The sequence below is a fragment of the Xylanibacter brevis ATCC 19188 genome (assembly GCF_000621725.1).
Lineage (GTDB): Bacteria > Bacteroidota > Bacteroidia > Bacteroidales > Bacteroidaceae > Prevotella > Prevotella brevis.
The window spans coordinates 172522-196885 of the sequence record NZ_JHXM01000002.1; the positions used below are offsets into that span (position 1 = coordinate 172522).

At 51.8% G+C, this 24364-nt stretch carries 17 protein-coding genes and 1 pseudogene; 4 read left to right on the top strand and 14 right to left on the bottom strand.

The features are described 5' to 3' along the window. Nucleotides 1-48: 48 nt before the first annotated feature. On the bottom strand, nt 49-1338 hold the full coding sequence (locus T433_RS0101595; protein WP_155808261.1) for a CDP-glycerol glycerophosphotransferase family protein: 1290 nt from the start codon (nt 1336-1338) through the stop codon (nt 49-51). 115 nt (nt 1339-1453) lie between these two features. Here T433_RS0101595 and T433_RS0101600 point away from each other — a divergent pair, with 115 nt between their 5' ends. The 3 genes from T433_RS0101600 to T433_RS15745 all read left to right on the top strand — a co-directional run bounded on the left by T433_RS0101600 (nt 1454) and on the right by T433_RS15745 (nt 4921). After that, a complete protein-coding gene (locus tag T433_RS0101600) occupies nt 1454-2485 on the top strand; it encodes a hypothetical protein (RefSeq protein WP_027454592.1) in 1032 nt (343 codons plus the stop codon). 16 nt (nt 2486-2501) lie between these two features. Continuing rightward, nucleotides 2502-3134: a polysaccharide deacetylase family protein gene (locus tag T433_RS0101605; RefSeq protein ID WP_081778307.1), complete on the top strand. Its 633-nt coding sequence runs from the start codon at nt 2502-2504 to the stop codon at nt 3132-3134. A gap of 110 nt (nt 3135-3244) precedes the next feature. Further along, the gene (locus T433_RS15745) at nt 3245-4921 is read left to right on the top strand and encodes an HAD-IIIC family phosphatase (protein WP_162164155.1); all 1677 of its coding nucleotides are present in this window, start codon (nt 3245-3247) and stop codon (nt 4919-4921) included. Here the strand turns inward: T433_RS15745 and nadD are convergent. The 7 genes from nadD to era all read right to left on the bottom strand — a co-directional run bounded on the left by nadD (nt 4912) and on the right by era (nt 10407). Continuing rightward, nucleotides 4912-5538: a nicotinate (nicotinamide) nucleotide adenylyltransferase gene (gene nadD / locus T433_RS0101615; RefSeq protein WP_044108995.1), complete on the bottom strand. Its 627-nt coding sequence runs from the start codon at nt 5536-5538 to the stop codon at nt 4912-4914. The two genes, T433_RS15745 and nadD, sit on opposite strands and share 10 nt — an antisense overlap. A 40-nt stretch (nt 5539-5578) precedes the next feature. After that, complete coding sequence (gmk, locus tag T433_RS16955; RefSeq protein ID WP_345938754.1) at nt 5579-6142, bottom strand: guanylate kinase; 564 nt, start codon at nt 6140-6142, stop codon at nt 5579-5581. Nucleotides 6143-6216: 74 nt separating this feature from the next. Beyond that, nucleotides 6217-6672 (bottom strand): DUF559 domain-containing protein, encoded by a 456-nt coding sequence (locus T433_RS16960; protein WP_044108997.1) that lies wholly within the window; start codon nt 6670-6672, stop codon nt 6217-6219. 79 nt (nt 6673-6751) lie between these two features. Continuing rightward, nucleotides 6752-7627 carry a YicC/YloC family endoribonuclease gene (locus T433_RS0101630; protein WP_027454597.1) on the bottom strand — a complete coding sequence of 292 codons (876 nt, stop codon included), beginning with the start codon at nt 7625-7627 and terminating at the stop codon, nt 6752-6754. Between the two features lie 25 nt (nt 7628-7652). Then, complete coding sequence (locus tag T433_RS0101635; RefSeq protein ID WP_027454598.1) at nt 7653-8045, bottom strand: hypothetical protein; 393 nt, start codon at nt 8043-8045, stop codon at nt 7653-7655. A 6-nt stretch (nt 8046-8051) separates the two neighbouring features. Next, nucleotides 8052-9365, bottom strand: coding sequence for a ribosome biogenesis GTPase Der (gene der / locus T433_RS0101640; protein ID WP_027454599.1), 1314 nt, complete (start codon nt 9363-9365; stop codon nt 8052-8054). Between the two features lie 157 nt (nt 9366-9522). Further along, complete coding sequence (era, locus tag T433_RS0101645; protein ID WP_027454600.1) at nt 9523-10407, bottom strand: GTPase Era; 885 nt, start codon at nt 10405-10407, stop codon at nt 9523-9525. A 153-nt stretch (nt 10408-10560) separates the two neighbouring features. Here era and T433_RS0101650 point away from each other — a divergent pair, with 153 nt between their 5' ends. Then, nucleotides 10561-10830 (top strand): TIGR03905 family TSCPD domain-containing protein, encoded by a 270-nt coding sequence (locus T433_RS0101650; protein ID WP_027454601.1) that lies wholly within the window; start codon nt 10561-10563, stop codon nt 10828-10830. A 684-nt stretch (nt 10831-11514) separates the two neighbouring features. Here the strand turns inward: T433_RS0101650 and T433_RS14340 are convergent. From T433_RS14340 to T433_RS0101680, 6 genes and pseudogenes are all read right to left on the bottom strand, one after another. Next, nucleotides 11515-12654: pseudogene (locus T433_RS14340) on the bottom strand (PIG-L family deacetylase); the annotation flags it as partial. Between the two features lie 27 nt (nt 12655-12681). After that, nucleotides 12682-15696, bottom strand: coding sequence for a PEP/pyruvate-binding domain-containing protein (locus tag T433_RS0101660; RefSeq protein WP_027454602.1), 3015 nt, complete (start codon nt 15694-15696; stop codon nt 12682-12684). A 12-nt stretch (nt 15697-15708) separates the two neighbouring features. Continuing rightward, nucleotides 15709-16560, bottom strand: coding sequence for a 4-hydroxy-3-methylbut-2-enyl diphosphate reductase (locus tag T433_RS0101665; RefSeq protein ID WP_027454603.1), 852 nt, complete (start codon nt 16558-16560; stop codon nt 15709-15711). A 6-nt stretch (nt 16561-16566) separates the two neighbouring features. After that, nucleotides 16567-17667, bottom strand: a complete 1101-nt coding sequence (meaB, locus tag T433_RS0101670) for a methylmalonyl Co-A mutase-associated GTPase MeaB (protein WP_027454604.1) — start codon at nt 17665-17667, stop codon at nt 16567-16569. Nucleotides 17668-17675: 8 nt separating this feature from the next. Continuing rightward, on the bottom strand, nt 17676-18752 hold the full coding sequence (locus tag T433_RS0101675) for a DUF1573 domain-containing protein (protein ID WP_027454605.1): 1077 nt from the start codon (nt 18750-18752) through the stop codon (nt 17676-17678). Continuing rightward, nucleotides 18749-24175: an alpha-2-macroglobulin family protein gene (locus T433_RS0101680; protein WP_027454606.1), complete on the bottom strand. Its 5427-nt coding sequence runs from the start codon at nt 24173-24175 to the stop codon at nt 18749-18751. The genes T433_RS0101675 and T433_RS0101680 overlap by 4 nt, the downstream gene beginning before the upstream one ends. Between the last annotated feature and the right edge of the window lie 189 nt (nt 24176-24364).

Below are 24364 nucleotides of genomic sequence, written 5' to 3' on the forward strand. Positions count from 1 at the left end.
GGCAATAGGAAACCCTAAAAAGAAAAAAAACAAAGCATCATTCGCTGTCTATTGAAGTCCCAGCGAACGAATGATTTCTTCATAGGTGTTCTCTGCAACGCTCTTGCCGTTGCCTGGGAGCAGCGTCTTTTGCAGGAACTCTGTGCGCTCCTCTCGTTTGGTGTCGTTGCCAGCCAGTACCACCTCTTCAACGAATCTTTGAATGTCGTCCTGATCTTTTCCGATGTAATGCTCGTCGTAGGCCATTTGGCTGAGCTTGCTCACCTCTCTCTTAATCAGGCTGACGTCCCTGCTGATAAACATGACGGGCTTGTTGAAGTACAGATAGTCAATGACAAACGAACCGCTGTCGTGGACCATGGCGTCTGAACCGCGGAAGAGATCCACGAAGTCGCCAGTTTCCAACTGCGTGTTGGGCATCGTGGCCCATTTCTGGTAGTAGGCATCTGCACGCTCCTGTCCCCATTCCGGATGTTTGCAAAGCTCGCGATAGAGACTGGGATGAGGCTTGAACGCTATCTGCAGTCGGTCCTGGTTGCGCTCGGCCAGTTCCACCATGAAGTCGCAAAGATTCAGGAAGTTTGATCGTGAGAACGAGGTTCCTTCGTTGGCCAGAGAGAAGTGAGGAGCCCAGATGAGATGTTTACGCCGGTGATGTTCGTCGTGCCAGGCCGTAGATGGCTCGTTTCGCATGAAGATATCAGAACTCGGATAGCCCGTAACGACCGCATTGCGTGCTTTGTTCTTTGCAAAGTGCTGAGCATCTTGCAAGCTATAACGGTCGAAGTAGAACAGTTTCCATGCAATATTCTGGAAAGGTCCATCGTAGTTATAGGCCGTAGAGGCCTGAAGATAACAGTATGGATAATACGCAATCAATCTGTCGGTGAACTTCAGAAAACAATGTTTGGGATGGAACACACCATGATAAGGCTGGGGGTAGAACACGATGTCTGGGTTGATTTCGTGTCGCACATCCAATGGCGGCTCGTTGTCTTCCAGACGCCAGTCGTGGTAGGCCATCCCATGCTCAGTGAAGAAGGCACGCATCTTCTCGAGATTGTCTAGCTGCTGCTTCCGATCATGATTGATGGTAGGCGACAGGATGATGTGCAGCTCAAATCGCTTGTCGGCCTCCAGTTGGCGGTACAGTCCCTGATACTTCCACATGGCGATGTCGAGGGCAAAGAAAGCCACACGTATGGTCTTGCGGTTCTTGAGTGACTTGATGAAACGCTTTTGCCTGGTGGGCATCAGTCGATAGCCCCAATGTTCTAACCAGTATTCTTCTGCGTATTGGCAGAGTATGGTCAGTTTATCTCTAAACGATGTGGTCATATGAAGGTTCCCGATATCTTTATTGATGAGATTTGACGTGCAAAAGTACAATAATTTGTTTGAAGTTCAAAATATTATTTGTACTTTTGCACCTACTAATTCTTACAGAAATATCATGGAGTACTATTCAGCCAAGACTGATATTGCAGTGCTGGTTCTGTTTTTCAACAGACCCGACATGCTTCAGCGCCTGTTCGAACAGATTAAGAAGGCACGCCCTTCCAAGCTATTGCTGTATCAGGACGGTCCGCGCAACGAGGCTGATATGGAGAAAATGATGCAGTGTCGGGAGATTGTGGCCGATGCATCCATAGACTGGCACTGCACTGTTCATCGTAACTATAGCGAGGTGAACCGCGGATGCGATCCCTCCAACTATCTGTCGGTGAAATGGGCCTTCTCGCTCTATGACAAATGTATCAAGTTCGAGGATGACGACTGTCCCTCACTCTCGTTTTTCCCCTTTTGTAAGGAGATGCTTGATCGCTACGAGAATGACCAGCGCATCAGCATCATCACGGGTATGAACTACGACGAGCAGACACCCGACATGCCTTACGACTATTTCTTCACCACCACCTTCAGCATCAACGGCTGGGCCACTTGGCGACGTGTCGTTGATCAGTGGGACGATGAACATTATGCCTTCCTTGACGACAAGTTCAACATGCACCAGCTGGAGGCGCTCATCAAGGAACGCAAGTATCAGAAAGACTTCGTGAAGTTCTGCCGCTATCACCGTTCGTTGGGCAAGGCTTACTACGAGACGCTCTTCCACGCATCTATGTTCTTTAACTCGGGGCTGAGCATCATACCTCGTGTTAACATGATCTCTAATGCAGGCGCTACCGACGAGGGCACACATTATTCCGGCAGCAACGATACCATTCCGAGCGGACTGAGACGCATCTTCACCATGCGCCACCATGAACTGGCGTTTCCTCTGCGGCACCCGAAGTATGTGATAGAGAACGTGGAGTACAAGCAGCGGGCCTTCCGCACGATGGGGTGGGGACATCCTTGGGTGAAGATGGGACGCTCCTTAGAAGAACTGTGGCTCAACTTGAAGAAGGGCAACTTCAGGCGCATTACGTCGGCTGTAGGCAACCGCATAGGCATTTGGATGGGCCACTCGAAATTTGATTAACACAATGCAATAATTCATGCGACTGGATTCTTTCAAGCACTTCAAGACCGATATGTACTTCGGCATCGTCAAGAGCTTCCTTGCATACCATCCCGTCAATACCGGGACGAAGACAGTCTTCTTGACCTTCGATGACGGTCCGGAGCCTGGCATCACCGAATTCGTTCTTGAACAGCTGGCTCTTCATCAAGCAAAAGCCACCTTTTTCTGCTGTGGCTGTAATGTGGCGGCCCATCCTGATCTTTACGACAGACTGATGGCTGAGGGGCATGCCGTTGGCAATCATACCTACTCCCACCTGTATGGCCCGGAAACAGAACCGCGACACTATGCTGACGACGTGAGAAAATGTGATGAGATATTGTCCACTAGCACAATCCTGTTCAGACCCCCATGGGGTATTCTTAACTTCTGGGAAATGTTTCTCCTGAGGAAAAAGCGAATAGTGCTTTGGGATGTCGAGTCAGGCGACGTGCGTCCTGACGTTGAGTTAACCAGCATACTGGCCGATATCGATGCTCATACAGCCAAGGGGCAAGGTATCGTCCTCTTCCATTTCTCGAAAGAGCACGAACAGAGGACAAGGCTGTTGCTGCCTGCAATATTGGAGCATTGCACAATAAAAGGATATTCTTTTGAAACACTTTAGGAAGGAATTTCAACATGTTTGAAACCGTATTTGCAACAGATAAACCTAAAAAAGGGATTTCGCCTAAACCCCACAAACTGCCTTTCGATTATGAAAGCCGCTGTCTGCTCATGTGGGAGGAACATTGCGTAGAGTGTAGTCCCCCTTACTGTTATCATCACTGTGTAAACTACCAGCGGCGTAAGGACAACCGTTGCGTCAGAATGCAGGGAGGCATCCGCAAAAGCTATGAATCGACTGGTTCTCTACCTTATGCGGCTGTCTGCACTTTCAGGAAATGGGCTAAGCTCGAAGCTATGTATGCCTCTCATCCCGTTCGCGATATGGTCTACAGGAGGGCAGACAAACTCAATGAATGCTTGTCGAAGATGGTGTTCGCAGTGGCACATGCCATGAGAGGACTACTGCCAAGCTATGCCCCCTATTCCCGGTTTAACCGTTACAAAAATCATTGGCTCACCACCTGTTGCGTGAAGAACGAAAAGTTTGACCTGCTTTATATGGACTGTGAGCTGAGAGATAAGGAGCAGGTGCAGCTAATGGTACAGATCGACCAGCCCGAGAAAGTCCTTTTCTCGCAAATGTTTACTCTGAAGAAAGGCGATAACCAACTTTCTGTTGATATATCATCCATTGAATTCAATGTGCCCGAAACACGCATATTCATCACCCCGATGAACGAAGAGACCGACACCACCATTGTTTTCACATGGCTGGACCTGTTCAGGTTGAAGACGCAGAAGTCAGCTGAGGAAGAGAAACCTGCAGAAAAAATAAAGGTCGTTGTATGGGATTTGGATAATACGCTCTGGAAAGGCACGTTGGTAAATGATAGCAATGTCGTGCTCAACGACGAGGCCCTTAGCGTTGTCAGACAGCTCGACCAGCGTGGCATCTTGAATTCGATAGCCAGCAAGAACGACTATCAGCCGGCATTCGACAAACTCAAGGAACTGGGCATCGACGAGTATTTCCTGTGTCCTGCTATCAACTGGGGGCAGAAAAGCCTCAATATCAAGGAGATTGCCAAGCGGTTGAACTTAGGCATCAGTTCTTTTGCTTTTATCGACGACAACGTCAGAGAGCGTGAAGAGGTAAAAACAGCGCTCCCCATGGTGCGAGTTTACGACGAAAAGAATCTGCAACAGTTGTTGAAACGCGACGAATTCAACGTGCCCGTCAGCGAATTGAGCAAAAAGCGCAGACTTTCCTATATGCAAGAAGTGTCGCGGAAGCAATTTGCGGAAAGCTTCTCAGACAATTATGAAGCCTATTTAAGAAATCTTGGAATGACATTGGAGGTCTATGCTGTAGGCCCACAGAATCAGCAACGCTGTTTTGAGCTAGTGTCAAGGAGTAATCAGTTGAACTTGACAACCAATCGGTATACAGAAGATGAGTTTCAGCAATTGTTGAAACGGAATGATGTGGTTGCTTTTGCTTTCGGCTGCAAAGACAAGTTTGGTGACTATGGCATTATTTCCTTCCTGTCATTACAGATAGAGGGCAGCGAAGGGAGTATCACTGATTTCGTAGTGTCGTGTCGTGTGGCAAAGAAAAAAGTAGAGAATGCTATCATCACGTCACTGAAAGAACCGTTGGCAATCCGCGGTGTCGAGCGCTTGAAAGCCACACTCATCAGAACTAAGAAGAATGGTCCGTTGTCTGAGGTCTTTCGTGATTTGCCTTTCAATATTGTCAGCGATGATGAACGGCAGACTGTCTATTTGTTGCCAGACCTCCAGAAAATTGCCGATAGCGGTATTATCAAGATTAACTACCTGTAAAGCTTGCGTACCAAGGGTTCGATAACCTTTGGTACGCAAGTTTCTAAAGACTCGTTTCGTTTTACTCGTCCGCGTATTTCGGTGCTCGAGATGTCGAGCAACTCTGTATTGGCTACGCTCACGTTGGCTGGCAGCGAAGCTGTGTCAATCTCGCAGCCGCGTCGGGGATAGACCACTATCCGATGGTTGTTAAGAATGTCATCGGCTCTGTACCAGCGATGGAAATTCTGCCAGTTGTCGCCACCTATTAATAATATAAAGGTGTGCTCTGGGAAGTCCTTACTGAGTTGTTGCAGTGTGTTCCATGTGTAAGAAGGCCTGGGCATGTGGAACTCATAGTCGCAGGCCTTAAGTCCTTCTTCACCGAGAAGGGCTACTTCTGTCATTTCAAAGCGCAGCTTTTCGTCGAGCAGGTCGCTGCTTTCCTTCAGTGGGTTTTGTGGAGAAACCATAAACCATATCTCGTCGAGCTCAGCCAGTTGCTTCAGCTGTTTGGCCAACGAGATATGGCCTATGTGTATGGGGTTGAACGAACCGCCGAAGAGGCCGATGGACCTCCCCCGGCCCCTCCCAAGGAGGGGAGCGCCTTGTGGGTATGTGTGACTTTCGCTTTCCATTTCCTCAACCCCCTGATTCCGTTTGCAGTCCCTTTGTCTCTTAGATGAGTTCGGGCGCGTTTAGGAATCTTGCTATGATTTCCAGTGTCTCCTGCTTGGCCTTTTCCAGGTCGTCGTTCACGATGATATGGTCAAACTGGGGCGCAAACGTCATTTCGTATTCAGCCTTTGCCAGTCGTTCGGCAATAGCCTCGGGTGTATCCGTGGCACGACCTTCCAGGCGGCGGCGCAGTTCCTCTACCGAGGGTGGCTGAATGAACAGGCTGAGTGCCTCTTCGCCATAGAACTTCTTGATGTTGATGCCACCTTTCACGTCAACGTCGAACACCACGTTCTGTCCGGCCTCGCGTTGGCGCTCCACCTGCTGCTTCAAGGTGCCGTAGAAGCGATCTTGATATACCTCCTCATACTCCAGAAACTCATCGTTCTGAATCTTCGACTTAAACTCCTCGGGTGTCAGGAAGAAGTATTCCACACCATTCTGCTCAGTGCCACGAGGTGCACGCGAGGTGCAAGAGATTGAAAAATACAATTTCAGCTCAGGATGCTCCTTCATCAGCCACTGCACGATGGTTGATTTGCCGCTGCCGGAGGGGGCACTCAAAATTAACAACCTCCCCCGACCCCTCCCAAGGAGGGGAGCGCCTTGCGGATTTCCTGATGTTGTTGTTTTATTGTTCATTGATTGTTTATTGCCTGTTTTATGGTATCTATTACCTTCTCTATGTTACAAATAACCTCCTCATTAGTGAAGCGTATCACCTCAAAACCATATTGGTTTAGGTATCTCGTGCGTTCTTCATCGTTCATGGGATGGTCACCAATATAATGATAGCCTCCATCAACCTCGACAACAAGTTGTTTCTCTAAACAAACAAAATCTGGAATATAACCATAAATTGGATGTTGCCGTCTGAATCGCACGCCTAGATTCTTGTGTCTGAGATATTCCCATAACGCCGACTCTGCGGGAGTCATATGCCGACGATTGCTTTTGGCATTTCTCAGCAGTAGTTTATAGGTAGAACCATCTGTCGTCTCGTATCGGAACCTCCCTCGCTCCTTCTCAGGGAGAGGAGCACCTAGCGTATTGATATCCTCTTCTCTATGTTGTGAATCAACAAGATCATTCATACTTCATTATCTAATGATGGTATCCCTTCTACCGGTGCCCGTTAGGCACCCCCCTCCTTGGGAGGGGCCGGGGGAGGTTTTACAGCGCATTCAGCACCTGCTCCTTGATCTGCTCCAGTTCGTCTTTCATCTGTACCACGATGTTTTGCATCTCGGCCTGATTAGACTTCGAACCGGTGGTGTTGATCTCGCGACCCATCTCCTGAGCAATGAAGCCCAGCTTCTTGCCCTGACCGTGACCGTTAGCCATGGTCTCGCGGAAGTATTTCAGGTGGTTGGTCAGACGCTGCTTCTCCTCGCTGATGTCCAGCTTCTCGATGTAGTAGATGAGCTCTTGCTCCAGGCGGTTCTTGTCGTACTCCACGCCGGGAATCTGCTGCAGGCCTTCCACGATGCGCTGACGAATCTTCTCTACGCGGCTCTTCTCGTAGGGCTCAATCTCGGCCAGCAGACGCTCAATGTTGTCCACCTTCTCGGTGAACTTCTTCTCCAGTGCGGCACCCTCCTGCTTGCGGAAGTCAACCAGCGCAGCAATGGCACTCTCTACGGCCTGGCGTGCAGCCACCCATTCCTCGTCGCTGAGCACCTCCTGTTCGGTCTTTGTCAGCACGTCGGGCATGCGGGTCAGCGTGTAGAGCCAGTCGGTTGGTTCGGGTATGCCCACCTTCTCTGCCACGCTCTTCAGTTGGTGGTAGTAGTTCTCCACCAGTGCGGTGTTGATAGGTGTGGCGTCCACGCCGGCGTTCTTCTCTATCCAGAGTGCGAAGTCCACCTTACCGCGTTCCAGCTGGGCGGCAATCATCTGGCGTATCTCCATCTCCTTCTCGCGATAGAGTGGGGTGATGCGTGTGGTCAAATCCAATTGCTTGGAGTTGAGTGATTTTATTTCGGCAGTGATTTTTTTGTCTTTGAATGCTACGACTGCCTTGCCGTAGCCCGTCATTGATTGTATCATTATCCTTTATTGCTAAAAAATATTCTTATTTCATCTTCCACTCTCCGTCGTGCTCTACCATCGGAACCACGATCTCTTCCTTGGTAGAGTCGGCGAAGTTGAGGTTCATGAATACCTGCATGACATTGAGTGTGGAGTCCATGCAGGCGCGGTTTGCCTCGATGCTGACCACGCCGCCATGCTCCTCCTGCTGTCTGACCAGAAACTGCTGGTAGATCTTCAGCAGTCCTTCGCGATAGCTGTCGGGCAGACTGTCTGTGTTGGCACGTCCGCCCAGGAATGCAGCGTAGTCGCCTGCCAGCAGACTGTTATAGTAGGCCAGTGCTGCCTCCTGCGCTTTTTCCTCAGGCGTCAGCTCTTTGCTACAGCCTGCGAAGACCAGCACCAGTGTGACAATCGCAAATATCGTTTTCTTCATCAGCGTTTATTTCTGTCGCACAAACACGTTGATAGGCGAACCTGTCAGCGTCCAGTTCTCACGAATCTTGTTCTCCAGGAAGCGCTTGTAGGGCTCCTTGATGTATTGTGGCAGGTTGGCGTAGAAGATAAACGTAGGTATCTGTGTGTCGGGCACCTGCGATACGTACTTAATCTTGATATACTTACCCTTGATTGAGGGTGGGGGTGTGGCTTCCACGATGGGCAGCATCACCTCGTTCAACTTCGAGGTGCCAATCTTCACCTTGCGGTTCAGGTACACCTCCTTGGCTGTCTCCAGCACCTTGAAGATGCGCTGCTTGGTCAGTGCCGAGGCAAAGATAATGGGGAAATCAACGAATGGAGCCATGCGCTTGCGGATGGCCTGCTCGAAGGTGTCGATGACCACCTGTGATTTCTCTTCTACCAAGTCCCACTTGTTGACCACCACTACCAGGCTCTTATTGTTCTTCTGAATCAGCTGGAAGATGTTCATGTCCTGAGCCTCGATACCACGGGTGGCGTCGATCATCAGGATGCACACATCACTGTTCTCAATGGCGCGGATAGAGCGCATCACGCTGTAGAACTCCAAGTCCTCAGACACCTTGTTCTTACGACGGATACCGGCGGTGTCCACCAGGTAGAAGTCGAATCCGAACTTGTCGTAACGAGTATAGATAGAGTCACGTGTCGTGCCGGCAATGTCGGTCACGATGTGACGGTCTTCGCCGATAAAGGCGTTGATGATGCTCGACTTACCAGCGTTTGGACGACCAACCACCGCAAAGCGGGGGATGCCGTCTTCAGCCTCGTCCTTCTGCTTCTCGGGCAGTGCCTCCAGCACCTTGTCCAGCAGGTCGCCCGTACCGCTACCCGTGGCAGCGCTGATGCAGTAGGGATCGCCAAGGCCCAACTTGTAGAAGTCGTACTGGCCGTACAGGTCTTTACCATCGTCGGCCTTGTTGGCCACCAGTATCACTGGCAGCTTGGCACGGCGCAGAATCTGAGCCACATCCATGTCCCAGTCTGTCACGCCGTTTTTAATGTCGCAAAGGAACAGCACCAGGTCAGCCTCTTCGGTGGCCACCAGCACCTGCTTGCGAATCTCTTCTTCAAAAACGTCATCGCTGTTGACTACCCAACCGCCGGTATCTACTACCGAGAACTCGCGTCCGCACCACTCACACTTACCATACTGACGGTCGCGTGTAGTGCCGGCCTCGTCGCTCACGATAGCCTGTCGACTGTTAGTCAGTCTATTAAACAAAGTGGACTTTCCCACATTGGGACGTCCTACAATAGCTACTAAATTTCCCATAATACGTATTATTTGGGTGCAAAGTTACGAAAAAACGAGTGAAATGCAAAAGGAAAGCTTGCTTTTCTTTTCATTTCCGAGTGCTGAGTAAGTTCGGTGAAGCCAAAGATACGAAAAATATTCCGAAACACGTCGTGCTTCGGAATATTTCTTATTGTTATTCAGGATTATACCCAAAATTATCAAGTTCCTTTTTCGACGAGCGCCAGTCCTTATCTACCTTGACAAAAATCTCCAGGAAGATATGTTTGTCGAAGAACTTCTCCAGCGTCTTGCGGGCTTCTGTAGATACCTTCTTCAGTGCCACGCCCTGATGGCCAATGATGATGCCCTTCTGCGAGTCGCGCTCCACGTAGATCACGGCGTTGATGTGTATCTGACGATCGTCCTCCTTGAAACGCTCCACCACTACCTCCACCGAGTAGGGTATCTCCTTGTCGTAGTACAGCAGAATCTTCTCGCGGATAATCTCGCTGACAAAGAAGCGGGCTGGCTTGTCGGTCAACTGGTCTTTGTCGAAGAAGGCCGGACTTTCGGGCAGCAACTCCTGGATGCGTTTCAGCAGGATGTCGGTGCCAAACTTGTTCTTGGCCGAAATGGGCAGTATCTCTGCGTTGGGCAGTAGCGAGTGCCACTTCGTGACAATGTCGCCCAGCGTCTTCTGGTCGCTCTCATCTATCTTGTTGATCAGCAGAATCACGGGGATGGTCATCTTCTGCACCTTCTCCAGAAACTCCATGTTCTTCTCGGGGTTCTCCACCACGTCGGTCACATAGAGCAGCACGTCGGCATCGGTCAGCGCACTCTCCGAGAAAGCCAGCATCGACTCTTGTAACTTGTAGTTGGGTTTCAGCACACCAGGGGTGTCAGAAAACACAATCTGCATGTCGTCGGTGTTCACAATACCCATAATGCGGTGGCGTGTGGTTTGTGCCTTAAAGGTGGCAATGCTGATGCGTTCACCCACCAGCTGGTTCATCAGTGTTGACTTACCCACGTTGGGGTTTCCTACAATGTTTACAAATCCTGCTTTATGTTTCATATCATCTGTTTAAGTGTTGCAAATTTCGGTATTTTTCTTGTAATATGCAAATTATGTGCATCCTTTTTCACAATAATCGCCTTTCTTCCGTTTTATTTTGTACCTTTGCACCGGCAAACTTGATTATCAAAAGAATCACCAAACAGCATATCAATGAAAACAAAACATATCCTCTATGAGACTACAGGCACTTGTTCAAAACTGATTGACGTCACTGCCGACGAGCACGATATCATCCAGCAGGTATTCTTTGTGGGCGGATGCAATGGCAACCTGCAGGGCGTCAGCAAGTTGGTCATCGGTCAGCATATCGACGACGTCATCGGCAAACTCAATGGCATCCACTGCGGTGTGCGCAGCACCTCGTGTCCCGATCAGCTCTGCCGAGCTCTCGAGCAGTTGAAGGCTGCGCCGTTGGTGTAAGAAAAAAGACTCACCCCCAGAAGCCTCACCCCCAACCCCTCTCCGACGGGAGAGGGGAGTCATTACATTTTTAAAGCGCCACTTTTGAGTCCTGACATGGGCGCTTTTGTGTCCTTAAAGTGACGCTTTAATACCCTTATATAGGCGCTTTTACACCCTCATATTGGCGCTTTCAATGTGTCATTCCGTAAGTATTGATTTTCATCCAGGGGCTAAAATACTCCATTCCAGCCCCTGGATAATCTCATTCTAGCCCCTGTATTGACTCAATCTAGCCCCTGTATCGCTCCATTCCAGCCCCTAGATGCGACTCAAAAGTGCCACTTTTGCAAGTCAAAACTGCCACTATTGCACATCAATACTGCCACTATTGCTATGCAAAAGTGCCACTATTGTTATGTGTTGATGTTCTATTCTCTGCGTAAAATGAATAACAAAAAATAAAAAGAATAGCAAAAATTTGGAACTTATAGAAATTGTTCCTATCTTTGCAACGTCAAAAGTTTCCTCTTTTGACTATCCGGTAAATCCGAGAGGAGCAAGCCTTTATCGACACTACTCCATAAAAAAAGAGTTGCATTGATGTGCAACTCTTTTTTGTCATATATCCTACGAAAAGTAACTGTAAATGCAAGTTCAAAGATAGGACAATTATCTTAAAGTGCCAAATTCCGTAGATGATTTTTACTTGGATCCGGATGGAAAGTGATATTCCACGAAAGCTTCCATGGCTTCGTAGCAGGCAAGGCCCAGTTCGTCGTAGCGGCGGGCGGTGTCACGGTTGCGGTCTTCGGCACGCTGCCAGAACAGGCGCTCGTCGTTGCCCAGGAAAGGCGCACTCTCCATCTGACTCTGATGGCGCAGAATGGCATTGCGCTTCTCACGCAGCTCCTCAGGCGACATGGGCACGCACATCTCGATGTCGGCCACATCCCATTCTGCCCAAGCTCCGCGATACATCCAGATGCGACAGTCGTTGAGCCATGCGGCTCCCGCCTGTCTTTCCTGATCGATGGCTGCTAAGACCACATCGGTACACTTGCGGTGTGTACCATGAGGGTCGGCAAGGTCGGCAGCAACATAGATTTGATGAGGCTTAATGTCGGCAATGAGCTTCTGTACGATGTGCACGTCGCGCTCGGTGACGGGCAGCTTTTCTATCTTTCCACTCTCATAGAAAGGCAAGTCGAGAAAGTGCGTGTGGTCCTTGGTGATGCCGTTGTAGCCACACGCATTGCGTGCCTCGCCACGGCGGATAAGCTTCTTGACGGTGAGCACTTCCGCTGTGTCAAGGTCGCCCTCCTTCTTTTGTTTGATGTAGCCCATGATGTCGCGGTAGCGGTTCGTGATGACCTCGTCGGCACTATTGGCGAAGAGCTTGTTGAAACCGTTGATGAAGTGCATGTAGAGCCGCACCTCTTCATCGGCTACGGCGATGTTGCCGCTGGTCTCATAGGCTATGTGTACGTCGTGGTTCTGCTGTATGAGTCGGCGAATGGTGCCACCCATCGAGATGACATCATCGTCGGGATGAGGCGAGAACACAATGACGCGCTTGGGGTAGGGCAGCGCACGCTCAGGACGAGTGCTGTCGTCGGCATTAGGCTTTCCGCCAGGCCAACCCGTGATGGTGTGCTGCAGCTCGTTGAACACGGCGATGTTCACCAGTCCGGCCTGTCCGTCGAACTGTTGCACAAGGTGTCCCAGCCCGTTGTCCTCATAGTCTTTTGTAGAGAGCTTCAGCAATGGTTTTCCAACCTTTCCGCACAGCTCAATGACTGCCCGACGCAACGAGTGGTCAGGCATCTGAATAGTAGTAGTTAGGTTTAGATTCAACATAGGAGCATATTGTTAGGTTCTATCAGGCAGCATAGCCAGTCCTTGTTGCTTCTTGCCGTCCATCATGATCTTGAGCGGACGGTCAAAGCGCACGTGGCGTACGTATTCGGTCTCTTCGACGGCAGGCATGGCGTCGAGGATGTCTGTTTGCAGCACACCATCGCCTGTGTAGGTGTTGATGGTGAAGTAGCCCACACCAAAAGAGGTGAGGTTCTGGAAAAAGTGAGTGCCCTGCGAAGGGTCCACATGATAGTTCTTCAGACCAGCCTCCACGATGACGCGGGCTGCCGAGATGTGAGGCCACTTCACGGGGATGCCCAGCCAGTAGTCGCTGGAGCCCCAGCGGCCTGGACCAATCAGAATGTAGTTCTTGCCTTCATCCAGAAACTTGCGGTTGATCTTCTCAATGTCGCAAGCAATCATCGGGTTGTTGGAAGCCGTGAAGTTCTCGTCGGTCTTCACATAGACAACATCGACCACATCTTCGGAGATGCCGTGTCCCAACGAGTTGTGCGAGCGCATGAGGCACTGCTCGTCGGAAATCTTCTGCAGATCCTCGTCGAGCACCTGCTTAGAGTCAACGATAGGACGAATCTGAAGCAGATAGAACGAACCAGTAGCACCGCCCGAAGGGTTGGTGGAAGTGGTGTCCAGATTGCAAGCAAACTCAATCTCTACGGGGCGACGCATCTCCTCGGCACCGAACTTCTGAGCCAGTTGCAGAATCTCGGGCAGGGGGAATACACCCTGCTGCAGCACACCGTCGAAGGTGATGACCTTGCGTCCGCCCTCGTAGATGCCGGGACGGATGATCTGGTCCATAGGGTCGAACGTAGAAGCGATGTAGCGCAGCGAGCCATCCTGATCGGCCTGTTTCACGCGCAGGCTCTTGATGTTGAATCCGTCGTCGACCTTGAAGTCGGTGCCTACGTGCGACATGTCGAGCGCATAGAAGCGTGTCTGCGTGTCGCGTAGCGCCGTCTCCATCTCGCTGGTCTGCAGAATCTGGTGCGGATGATAGGGCGATACACGCAGCGTCTGTCCGCCATCCACGATGTATTTTCCCAGTCCCAGCGCCAGTGAAGCAATGCCCTCTTCGGCCGTCTCGTCGCCAATGGGGTAGTAGTTCAGCGAGCGCAGCACACCTGAGAAGGTGGGGTAGTAGAGATCGCCATACTGTTGGCCCACCACCTCCTGGATGATGACTGCCATCTTTTCCTGGTCGATGACGTTCTGCGTGGCCGTCATGTAGGCTTTCGAGTCGCGATAGTAAACCGAGGCATAGACACTCTTAATGGCGCATGCCAGCATGCTCAGCATCTCGTACTTGTCGTCGAGCCAGGGAATCATATAGGTGGAATAGATACCAGCGAAAGGCTGATAGTGAGAGTCTTCGAGTAGCGATGACGAACGGATGGCGATAGGCTTCTTGATGGCTTCGAAGAAGATGAAGAAGTCCTCTATCAGTGCATCGGGCAACTGCGCCTTCAGGAAGTGTTGAAGGATGACATCGTCGGGGGCATCGCTCAGGGCAATGCTCCACAGGTTGTTGGAGTCCATGAACTCGTCGAAGAAGTCGGTGCAGAGCACCACCGTCTTCGGAATCTGTACAGGCGCATTCTCGAACTTGTTGAGCTCGGGGTGGCGCTTGATAATATTGTCGAGAAAAGCCAAACCACGACCTTTTCCGCCCAGCGAACCATCGCCGATGCGGGCAAAGTGGGCATAGCGGTCGAACTTAGCACGGTCGAAGACGGCCACCACGCCAATGTTCTTCATCTTACGATATTGCACAATGGCATCGAAGATGATCTGACGGTGGGCATCCACATCCTGAAGCTTATGCCAGGTGACGTGCTTCAGAAACTGCGATACGGGGAAGATGGCACGTGCACACAGCCAGCGGCTCATGTGGTTGCGGCGTATGTGGTGCATCAGCGAGTCGTGAGGAATCTTGAAGATGTTGTCCTGCAACTCCTTCAGTGAGCGCACGCGCATCACCTCCTCTTTGGTCTCGGGGTCGCGGAAGATGAAGTCGCCAAAGCCCAGATGTTCCTCCAGCAGATTGCGTAGATCCACATTGAACTTCTTAGAGTTCTTGTCTATGAAGTCATAGCCCTCGGCCTCAGCCTTCTGCTTGTTGACGGTCTCTGAGCTCTGCAGAATCAATGGCACGAACTCGTCGTGCTTGCGAATCTCGCGAAACAGTTTCAGTCCGGCCTCGGGGTCGCCCTCTTCCATGTGCGACAGGCGATTCACCGATGCCTTCATGGGGAAGCGCGTGTCGCTGATCACGCCCTGCACGTTGTCCTTGTACTTCAGGTAGAAAGACATGGCCTCCTCGTAGTTGGTGGCCAGCACCACCTTGGGGCGTCCGCGCTTGCGCTGGGCTGCAGCGTGGGGGTTCAGCGCCTCGGTCGAGAAACGCTTGCTCTGTGCCAGGATATAGTTGTAGAGGTTGGGCAGGATAGACGAGTAGAAACGAATATTGTCCTCCACCAGCAGAATCATCTGCACATCGGCCTCGCGGATGTCGTGGTCAATGTTCATCTGGTCCTCAATCAGTTTGATGATGGAGAGGATGAGGTTGGTGTTGCCCAACCAGCAGAACACGTAGTCGAAGATAGACATATCCTCATCCTGCATGCGGCGTGTGATGCCGTGTGAGAAAGGCGTCAGCACCACGCAAGGAATCTGCGGGTGAACCTGTTTCACCTCGCGAGCCACGGTGAAGGCATCGTTGTCGGCATTACCAGGCATGCAAATCACCAGGTCGATGTCGGTGGTCTTCAGCACCTCGTTGGCCTCTTCGGTGGTAGAAACCTGCGTGAAGGTGGGTGGGTAGCGCATGCCCAGTTCGGTATATTCGTCGAACACTTTCTCATCGACGCGCCCGTCGTCTTCAAGCATGAAGGCATCATAAGGGTTAGCCACGATGAGTACGTTGAAGATGCGGCGAGTCATCAGGTTGATGAACGATACATCCTTCAGGTAGAAAGAATTGAATTCTTGTGGTATGTTAGCCATAATGAGTCGTATTTATAGTTTTAGTAGGGCATCGCGGCACTGCTCCATGAGCCACTTAGGTGTGCTGGTGGCACCACAGATGCCAATGGTCTCGATGTCTTTCAGCCATTCGGAGTTGATCTCTTCAGGTCCTTCGATAAGGTGCGAGTTGGGGTTCACGCGCAGACACTCGTTGAACAGCACTTTGCCATTAGAGCTCTTGCGCCCGCAGACAAAGAGGATCAGGTCGTGGCGGGTGGCAAACTGCGATATGTTGGGCATGCGGTTGGCCACCGAGCGGCAGATGGTGTCGAAGCTCTTGAAGGTGGCTTCGGGCGAGATATGCTCCTGGATGTACTCGATGATGCGATGAAACTCGTCGAGCGACTTGGTGGTCTGACTATACAGATAGATGTCGTGCGTGAAGTCAAGCTGTTTCACCTCCTCGAAATTCTCGATGACGAAGGCCGAACCCTCGGTCTGACCGACAAGTCCAAGCACCTCGGCATGACCTTTCTTGCCGAAGATGACAATCTGGCTCTTGGCCGTGTCGTACTGCTGCTTGATGCGGTTCTGCAACTTCAGTACCACCGGGCAGGTGGCATCGATGATCTCGATGTTGTTCTGGCGCGCCAGTTCGTAGGTGGCGGGGGGCTCACCGTGTGCACGCAATAGTACTTTCACGTCGTGCAGCTGCTTCATATCCTCGTGCGTGATGGTGATGAGGCCCATCTGTTTCAGTCGTTCGCACTCCATGCCATTATGGACAATGTCGCCCAGGCAGTAGAGCGTCTTGCCTTTTTTCAGTTCCTCCTCAGCTTTCTTGATGGCGGTGGTCACACCGAAGCAGAAACCACTGCCTTCGTCTATTTCAACTTGTAACATTGAACTTTACTCTTTAAGCAATTTAAAATAATCGTCGAGCAGATCCTGGGCGGCCACGAATGACGTCTTCTGCCCGGCCAGTACCGTCTGCTCGGCAGCGTTGAGTTGTGCTTTGATCTGCGGATTGTTGTAGAAACTTAGGCGCAGATGCTCGTTGATGCTCTCGTACATCCAGTATTTAGCCTGCTCGTTGCGGCGATGGTCGAAATAGCCATTCTGCTTCACAAAGGCGAAATACTCGTAGATCATGTCCCAGACCTCCTTGACACCAGTGCCATAGAAGCCGCTGTAGCACAGTACCTTGGGCGTCCATCCACTTTCGGGCATGGGGAAGAAGTGCAGTGCGTTGCGGAAGTTGGTGGCTGCCATCTGACAGCGGTCCACATTGTCGCCATCGCACTTGTTGATGACGATGCCATCACTTATCTCCATGATACCACGCTTGATGCCTTGCAGCTCGTCGCCAGTGCCAGCCACCTGGATGAGCAGGAAGAAATCGACCATCGAGTGACAGGCTGTCTCGCTCTGTCCCACGCCAACGGTCTCGACGAAAATCTTGTCGAAGCCAGCGGCCTCGCAGAGGATGATAGTCTCGCGCGTCTTGCGAGCCACGCCACCCAGTGAGCCTGCCGACGGGCTAGGACGGATGAAGGAGTCGGGATGAACAGCCAACTTCTCCATGCGGGTCTTGTCGCCCAGGATGCTTCCCTTGGTGCGTTCGGACGACGGGTCGATGGCCAGCACAGCCAGGCGACCGCCTTTCTCCTTCAGCAGGTGGATGCCAAACTCATCGATAGAGGTGGACTTGCCGGCGCCGGGAACGCCACTGATGCCGATGCGCACCGACTTGCCGCTGTAGGGCAGACATTTGTTGATCACCTCCTGAGCCTTGGCTTGGTGGTCGGGATTGGTGCTCTCTATCAGCGTGACGGCCTGCGAAAGAATGGTGACATCGCCTTTCAGGATGCCCTCCACCATCTCGTCGGCCGTGAGTTCACGACGGCGTATGCGGTTGCGCTTCAGGTAAGGATTGATGATGGAGGGTTGCTCCACACCGCTGTTCACCTGCAGGCCAGCATATTCAGAACTGTTCTCGGGGTGCTCCATAGTCTTCTTTATTTGTAGTTGATGCTGATGACCACTTTAGCATGGTCAGGATCGTTGGTGATCATGAGGATACGTGGCTTAGAGCGCACCTTCTTCAGGTCGTTAGGATAGACCTTGGCTTTCAGGGTGGCTACCTCGCCAGGTTGCAGCTCGCTCTTGTTGAGTTGCACCTTCACACCCTTGGTGAAGAGCTGCATGGACGAAATCTTGAGTGGGGTGCGTCCCTGGTTGGTGATGGTGATGACGCCGCTCTTGTGCTTGGCATCCAGTGACAGTTCGCTGGATGACAGCTGCATCTTGGGCGCAAACTGCTTGTTGTTGCCGTCGAACTTAGACATGTCGGGCAGCAACACCACCGATACGGGAATCTCAATCTCGGAACGGATAGACTCGCCCAGAGTGCTGGCCAGATAGATGGATGTCTGGGTGAGTCCCATGCCATAGACCTTCTGGCTATTCAGCGTTACAATCATCTTACCCGTGCGATAAGGGCTCAGCTTCTCGGGGATGGCCTTTGCCGCGAGGTAGGGAGGCAGATGAAGCATGTTGGGTGTGATGACCGAACTGGTGTTGTTGTAGATGTTGAACTCTGCCTGGCGCACGTCGCCCTTGTTCACATCGTCGAACTCCAGATTGTTGATGTCTGCGCGCAGTCCATTCAGGTCGTAGGGATATTTCTCAGCCATATTCTCGGTAGAAGCCTCGGCCAGGACCACACCTTTCATCTTCAGATAGACAGGTTTTATCTCCGTCTTCGACGTGCGACCGCTGGTGCGGCAATAGACGGCGATCTGCTTGTTGAAATGTCCCAGCATGCGGGCATCGTAGGTCATCGAGATGGTGAACTTCTCGCCCGAAGAGATGCTCCTCTTGGGCCATTCCGTCTTGGTGCAGCCACAGTCGGCTTTGACATTGGTGATGACGATGCTCCTGGGCCCTTTGTTCTTCAGTTCAAAGGTGCCAGTGATGGGGACTTCGTAGGCCGTCTTGCCTACGTCTATCGTTTGCTTGCTGATGGTCAGCTTCTGTGCCTGAATGGTGAATGCAGTCAGGCAAAACAAGGTGAGAGTCAGTATCTTTTTCATTTTACGATGATTGTTTCTGATGCTGTTTGGCCGCGGAACTCGGGAGCATAGGCACAGCCAGCGGTGAGCGCGCCTGTCTCGTAGGTGCCGGGGCGGTCGATATAGTATTCTGTCTCGATGACGCGCTTGCCCTTGGCCAGACGGTCGAAATAATAATAGGTGGCGTTGTCTTTCGGCGCACAGTAGTAGCCATTGCGGTAGCCACTCAGTTGGTTGACGGGCTCCATGCAGGCGGCACGCTTGTCGATGACCTCGACGAAGTCCAGATCGCGCTCAGTCTTGATGATGATGCGCACTTTTACGCGGTTGCCCACCTTCAGGGGCTGGTCGGCGATGATCTCGCGCTTCACGCTGATCTCGCTGCCCTCCGACTGGATGCTGGCAGCAGGCTGCAAGAACTGTGCATAGACGGCTCCCCAACTGGTGCCAGTGGTGGCCTTTTCGGCGGTGAAGGTCTTAGCACCCTGATAGTCCTGTGTGCTCTTGACGTAGCCCAGGCCAGCGGTGGCCTTCGGCATGTCGATGAGCTGATTATCTACTTTTAAGACGGTCTGAGAACGCTGGTTGCCCTGTAAGGTCTGTGAAGACTGTTGACCTAAGAAGGCATAGATGGCATTGACGCTGTTGATAGGCGTGTCCCAAGCCTGTGTACGCTTCTGCTGCAGGAGCCAGCGGCGCATCTCGTCGATCGTCGTTGTGTCGGCAGGCGTCAGGCGTTGCAAGGCTTCGATGACAGCCACCTGTGAGGGAATGCGATAGTCGCGCCAAGAGTAAGTGGCGCGTGGCGTGTCGAAGTAGCGTCCCATGTCCTCCTTGTAAACCGTGTGCTCCTTGATGCTCTTGAGGTAAGCAGGCGACTCGAGGATGATGGCTGTGAGCGCTCTCTCGTAGATGGTTTGGTGCTTGATGTCTTTCTTCAGTAGTTTCTTGAGGTAGCTTTGTGCCTCGCTGACCTTGGCAGAGAGCGTTCTGCCGCTGAGCTTCGACATGTATAGATACTGCAGCGCCTTGTAGGAGGGGAACGACTGGCGATGACCCTTCTTCTCGTCTTGCTTCATCTCCTTGACCATCTTGATGATTTCCTGATCCATGAAAGAGAACGAGGCTTTCAGCATCTTCTTGACATCTTCCTGCTCGCCTGCCATCTGGTTCAGGCGTACCAGCATCTCGCAGACCTCAACGGTGATGAAGAACGACCCACTCATGCCAGGCCACCAGCTCCAAGAGCCATCAAACTGCTGTAGCATGTCGAGCTGTCTGGTGGCCGATGCGATGCGGGCGTTCATCAGTGAGTTGTCGAAGAAGTCGGAGAGCTGGCGCTTCTGCTCGGTCTCATGGCGGGCATCAGCCATCCAGGGCGTCTCGCTGAGTAGCAGATCCTTCAGTTCTTCGTTTTTCTCGAGAGCGCTCATCAGCGATGTCTTGTCGGTAGTCTCTTGCTTCCAGGCCTCAATGAGGTGCTTGGCCTGCGGGTTCTGCTCCAAGATGTGGCGCCCCACGGTATTAGAGTAGAGCGCAGCAGCTTGGCAGATGGCACACTGGTCGTTGGCATGAGCCACGGTGGGCAGTGCCTGGATCATGAGCCATGCAGGATTATTGGTGTATTCGAACGTGAGTCGGGGATGTGTGGCATCGGCAGGGATCATGGCAGCCAGGTCAATGGTCTTGGTGCCAGGAACCGTCTGTGTGAATGGGATGGTGACGGTCATCTGCTCTTTGTCGGACAGGATGGGAAGGTAGTGCTGTTCGCCGTCGCTGAAGCCTTCGCCAGCAAAGGATAACTTTGCTACTACCAAACCCTGACTTTGGTTACGGCAAACATAAGGGAAAGTTACGGCAAAGGTGGAGTTTGCCGTAACCAAAGTGGTACGGCTGTCGGCGTGCAGAACTTGCATCGTTTCGGGATCGAGCAATTCCAGTCGGGCGGTGCCCTCTACAGCGTGGTCGCTGGTGTTGAAGATGCGTGCGCTGATGGTGGCCTCGTCGCCCATGCGAATGAAGCGGGGCAGGTTGGGCTGGATCATCACATCCTTCTTAGCCACGGCTTCACCCTCCAGCAGTCCATATTTCATATCTTTGGTATGAGCCAGTCCGATGAAGCGCCATGAGGTGAGACTCTCGGGCAAAGTGAACTTCATAGAGATGCGCCCATCTGCATCTGCCAGCAGCTGTGGATAGAAGAAGGCCGTCTCCTGCAGGTTTTCACGCATGGAAACTTGAGGGGTAGCGCTTGTGGCTTGTGCTGACTGTGCATTGTTGGCAGTATTTTTCTTTAAACCAGCACTTCCGGTGGTAATAACATTGCCGAAAGAGCCTATTGGAGCATCGGAAGCCTCAAGGCATTCATATACTTCGGAGTCGGCATTAGTCCTTTTGACAGGAACTTCGGCCAGATTTAATCCACGTCTTGTCACGGTCGTGGCGTGAGGATACCACATGCTGGGATAGCATGAGCTGTCGAAGTGGCTCAACTTGAGATCCTCTACTTTCAGAAGGGTGAGCTTGCGTGTGGCAAATCTCTGAGCATTATATCCCTCCTTATAGTTCCAGCTTAGGAATGGCACAGAGAAACTGGTGAAGGGCTCGAAGCCCCATTCGTGCTTGGTGAGCTGGTCGAGACTCTTGTCGAACAGGGTGGCCATGAGTTGGGTACCTCCTGCTGCGACAGGGTCAACCTTCAGGGTCCATTCCTCTTGCTGACCAGGTGTGAGCCTGTCGCGGAACGTCTCCCAGTGCAGTTTCAGTTTCTTGTCTTCCATCGGGCGGAGGATGGTGAAACTGTGAGTGTAAACGCGCCCCTCCTTGGCCCATGCGTAGCTCAGGGACAGGCCATCGCCATAGGTGGGCTTGTAGGTCAGCTTGCGGTTGATAAGCTCGTTGGACTTGTCAACAGAGCCTTGCTCGATGATGGCGTCGCCTGCTGCAATGGTGTAGATGATGTGCACATCTTTGGCAGAAGAGCCTATCTGGAGTGTGACGGGCGTGCCGTCATTCGGGAAGCGTTCGTCGGAGAGGTAGAACCAGTCGTCGGTCTCTTCTGCCGGCTTCGTATCGTTGAGTGAGAAGATGACGAACGACTTTTCAACGACCTCATCTTCGTATTCAGCCTTGAGTGTGTGCTTACCGCTCTTCAGGTGGGGCAGGTTGATAGCTGCACGGGTCTCTATGGTTCTCCATTTTCCGCCATCCAACTGGTAGCGAACCTTGCGTATGAGGTCGTTGCCAGCAGCATTTCTGAGGTGTAATGTGGGCAGTGTCATCATCTCGGCCAGCATCTTGTCTTCCACGTCAATGCTCAGTGCAGTCTTGCGATTGCCAAGAGGAACCGTGAGTTCGCCGTGGCGTGTCTCGCCAGCCATGTCTGTGACGTTGGCAGTCACAATGAAGTTGCAGAAGAAAGGATGCTCGGTTTCGGGCATCGTCAGTGGTAGCTTGACCTCGAACTGGCCGTTGGCATCGGTCGTGGCCTTGCCCGTGGCGATGGTCTCGTCTTGCAGTTGGTTGCCAAACCACAGGGTGTCCCAATAGCGCATGTTGGCAAACCACCACCAGGCACGACGGCGCTCTACGCGATAGGTCACCTTGGCGTTTTGAACAGGTATGCCGGCATAGTTCTTGGCCGATGCGTTGATGGTAAGTGTATCGCCAGCTTTGTAGTCTTGCTCCACCTTGGGAAACTCGACCAGGAACGTGGGGCGCTTGTATTCTTCCACGCGGAAGTAATGGTTCTTGCCGTCAACACGCAAGTGATAATGACCTGTCATGCCCTTGGTGGGCAGGGCAAATTCGGTGCTGACGGTGCCAAACGAATCGGTGAGAAGTTGTTTCTCCTCCAAAAGGGTGCTGTTGGCATCATATAAAGAGGCTGTGAGCTTTTTGCCGCTTAGCACACGGTGGGCATTGTCTTTAGTGGTGAGATAGGCAATGGCAGCCATGTGAACTTTCTGACCAGGACGATAGATGGCCCGGTCGGTCATGATCTCGACAAAGTTGATGTCGCGTGTTTCTTTCTTGGAGGAATAAAGACGGTAGGAGTAAGAACTTGGAAAGAATGGGTCGTCCTTAGTCGAAGCATATGCTTCTGCGCGCTGATCGTCCTTGAACTGATAGAAACATTCACCCTTTGCGCCAGTGGTGAGTGTGGTGACCTTGTCGTTTATAGTCAGACGGACAGAAGCACCAGCTATGGGTTGGCCCGTGGTGGCGTTGACAACCACATAGCGCGTGTAGTTGTTGGGCTGGCTTTGCGAAAGCAAACGGACGTTGCTGACGAAGTAGAGGAATCGTGCGGTAGATGTGGTGGGACGCGATGAAAACTCAAGCAGATAGATGCCTGCCGGCAGACCAGGAAGTGTGAGGGAGTCGTTAAGTAGCTCGTATTCTTTCCAGTCTGAATACAGACGCTTACAACTGAAAGGTGTTGTGGTGAGAAGTGGCTTAAGCTTCTCATAGTCACCGACATTGTTGGGATTCAACGTGATGTTTCCATCGGCTTTCACCTTGTAGATCTGCATCGACAGCTGGTTGATGCCTCTCAGATTTTGGATGGCAATCTTCTGCTCACGGTCAGGGATGGTGATGTGCTTGTCGATACTGACAGAGAACCGTTCCTGGACCAGTCGCATGCGGGCATTGCGCAATTCGTTCATGCGTGGCCAATTGCCCCAGCGCTGCAGCGCATTGTCGATGAAGGCGATGCGCTCGGCGACATCGGCATACGACATCTTCTCATAGCGGCTGATGGCTGCTTCGCCACAAACGTCCAGGTCGCCATAGCAGGTCATGAGCGAGTCGAGCTGCCGGGGGGTGGCGTCAACGATGGCCGTGAGAAGCTGTGCCTCGCGGTTGGACGTGGTCAGATAGTATTTGTGAAGTTTCTTGGTCTGACCGGTTTCGTAGCCAATGATACTCAGCAGGTCGTCGTTGAAGAAATGGCTATCTTTCCCTTTGATGACAAAAGGCGTATAGTCTGTTGTCTTTGTGGCGGCTAAAACGTCTGGGTGGGAAAGCGCCTTCTTGCGATAGCTCGCGGCTTGTTGTCTGGCATCGTCGAAAGACTGCGCATTGTTTTCATATATCGTTGTGAGTACAGCATCATAGACGGCTTGAAGCGCCCACTTGCCTTCTGCCTTCTGCTCGCGTAGCTCCAAGCGTTCAACGGCAGACTTCAGTGAGTCAACAGAGATGGTGGTGATGGCTTTGGCTTCTGAAAGTTCGGCTTTCAGCAGTTGGCCGTAGTTCTTTTCTTTCTCTGCTTTATGGGCAATCTTTTTAAGAATGGTGATCTGTGTGCGAGGCAAATCTTTTTCTTCAGCATCGTAGGCCTGTTTCCAAAGATTAGCATAGGTCAATTTGGATTGACCATACAATAAGGTGGTTGATGCCATCAGCAGGATGGCTGTAATCATTATATACTTCTTCATTGGAGCTCACATTTTGAGCAAAGTTACAAATAAATATTGATACACGGGGGGAATGTAGCGTTAAAAAAAGAAAGTTTAACGAAATAAGACGAGTGCTTGGCTGCTGAGGGCGCTTGTCTGGTGGTGACAAATTGTCATACCTGATTGTCGTTTTGTCTGTGTTTGGGCTTGGGCATACAGTTTGAGGAA

What these genes read in the sequence shown, in the direction of transcription:
- T433_RS0101665 (WP_027454603.1), bottom strand. Translation starts at nt 16,560, where the DNA reads ATGTTACAAGTTGAAATAGACGAAGGCAGTGGTTTCTGCTTCGGTGTG.
- era (WP_027454600.1), bottom strand. Translation starts at nt 10,407, where the DNA reads ATGAAACATAAAGCAGGATTTGTAAACATTGTAGGAAACCCCAACGTG.
- T433_RS0101605 (WP_081778307.1), top strand. Translation starts at nt 2,502, where the DNA reads ATGCGACTGGATTCTTTCAAGCACTTCAAGACCGATATGTACTTCGGC.
- T433_RS0101650 (WP_027454601.1), top strand. Translation starts at nt 10,561, where the DNA reads ATGAAAACAAAACATATCCTCTATGAGACTACAGGCACTTGTTCAAAA.
- T433_RS0101600 (WP_027454592.1), top strand. Translation starts at nt 1,454, where the DNA reads ATGGAGTACTATTCAGCCAAGACTGATATTGCAGTGCTGGTTCTGTTT.
- nadD (WP_044108995.1), bottom strand. Translation starts at nt 5,538, where the DNA reads ATGGAAAGCGAAAGTCACACATACCCACAAGGCGCTCCCCTCCTTGGG.
- T433_RS0101660 (WP_027454602.1), bottom strand. Translation starts at nt 15,696, where the DNA reads ATGGCTAACATACCACAAGAATTCAATTCTTTCTACCTGAAGGATGTA.
- der (WP_027454599.1), bottom strand. Translation starts at nt 9,365, where the DNA reads ATGGGAAATTTAGTAGCTATTGTAGGACGTCCCAATGTGGGAAAGTCC.
- meaB (WP_027454604.1), bottom strand. Translation starts at nt 17,667, where the DNA reads ATGGAGCACCCCGAGAACAGTTCTGAATATGCTGGCCTGCAGGTGAAC.
- T433_RS16960 (WP_044108997.1), bottom strand. Translation starts at nt 6,672, where the DNA reads ATGAATGATCTTGTTGATTCACAACATAGAGAAGAGGATATCAATACG.
- T433_RS0101595 (WP_155808261.1), bottom strand. Translation starts at nt 1,338, where the DNA reads ATGACCACATCGTTTAGAGATAAACTGACCATACTCTGCCAATACGCA.
- T433_RS0101635 (WP_027454598.1), bottom strand. Translation starts at nt 8,045, where the DNA reads ATGAAGAAAACGATATTTGCGATTGTCACACTGGTGCTGGTCTTCGCA.
- T433_RS15745 (WP_162164155.1), top strand. Translation starts at nt 3,245, where the DNA reads ATGTGGGAGGAACATTGCGTAGAGTGTAGTCCCCCTTACTGTTATCAT.
- T433_RS0101680 (WP_027454606.1), bottom strand. Translation starts at nt 24,175, where the DNA reads ATGAAGAAGTATATAATGATTACAGCCATCCTGCTGATGGCATCAACC.
- T433_RS0101675 (WP_027454605.1), bottom strand. Translation starts at nt 18,752, where the DNA reads ATGAAAAAGATACTGACTCTCACCTTGTTTTGCCTGACTGCATTCACC.
- T433_RS0101630 (WP_027454597.1), bottom strand. Translation starts at nt 7,627, where the DNA reads ATGATACAATCAATGACGGGCTACGGCAAGGCAGTCGTAGCATTCAAA.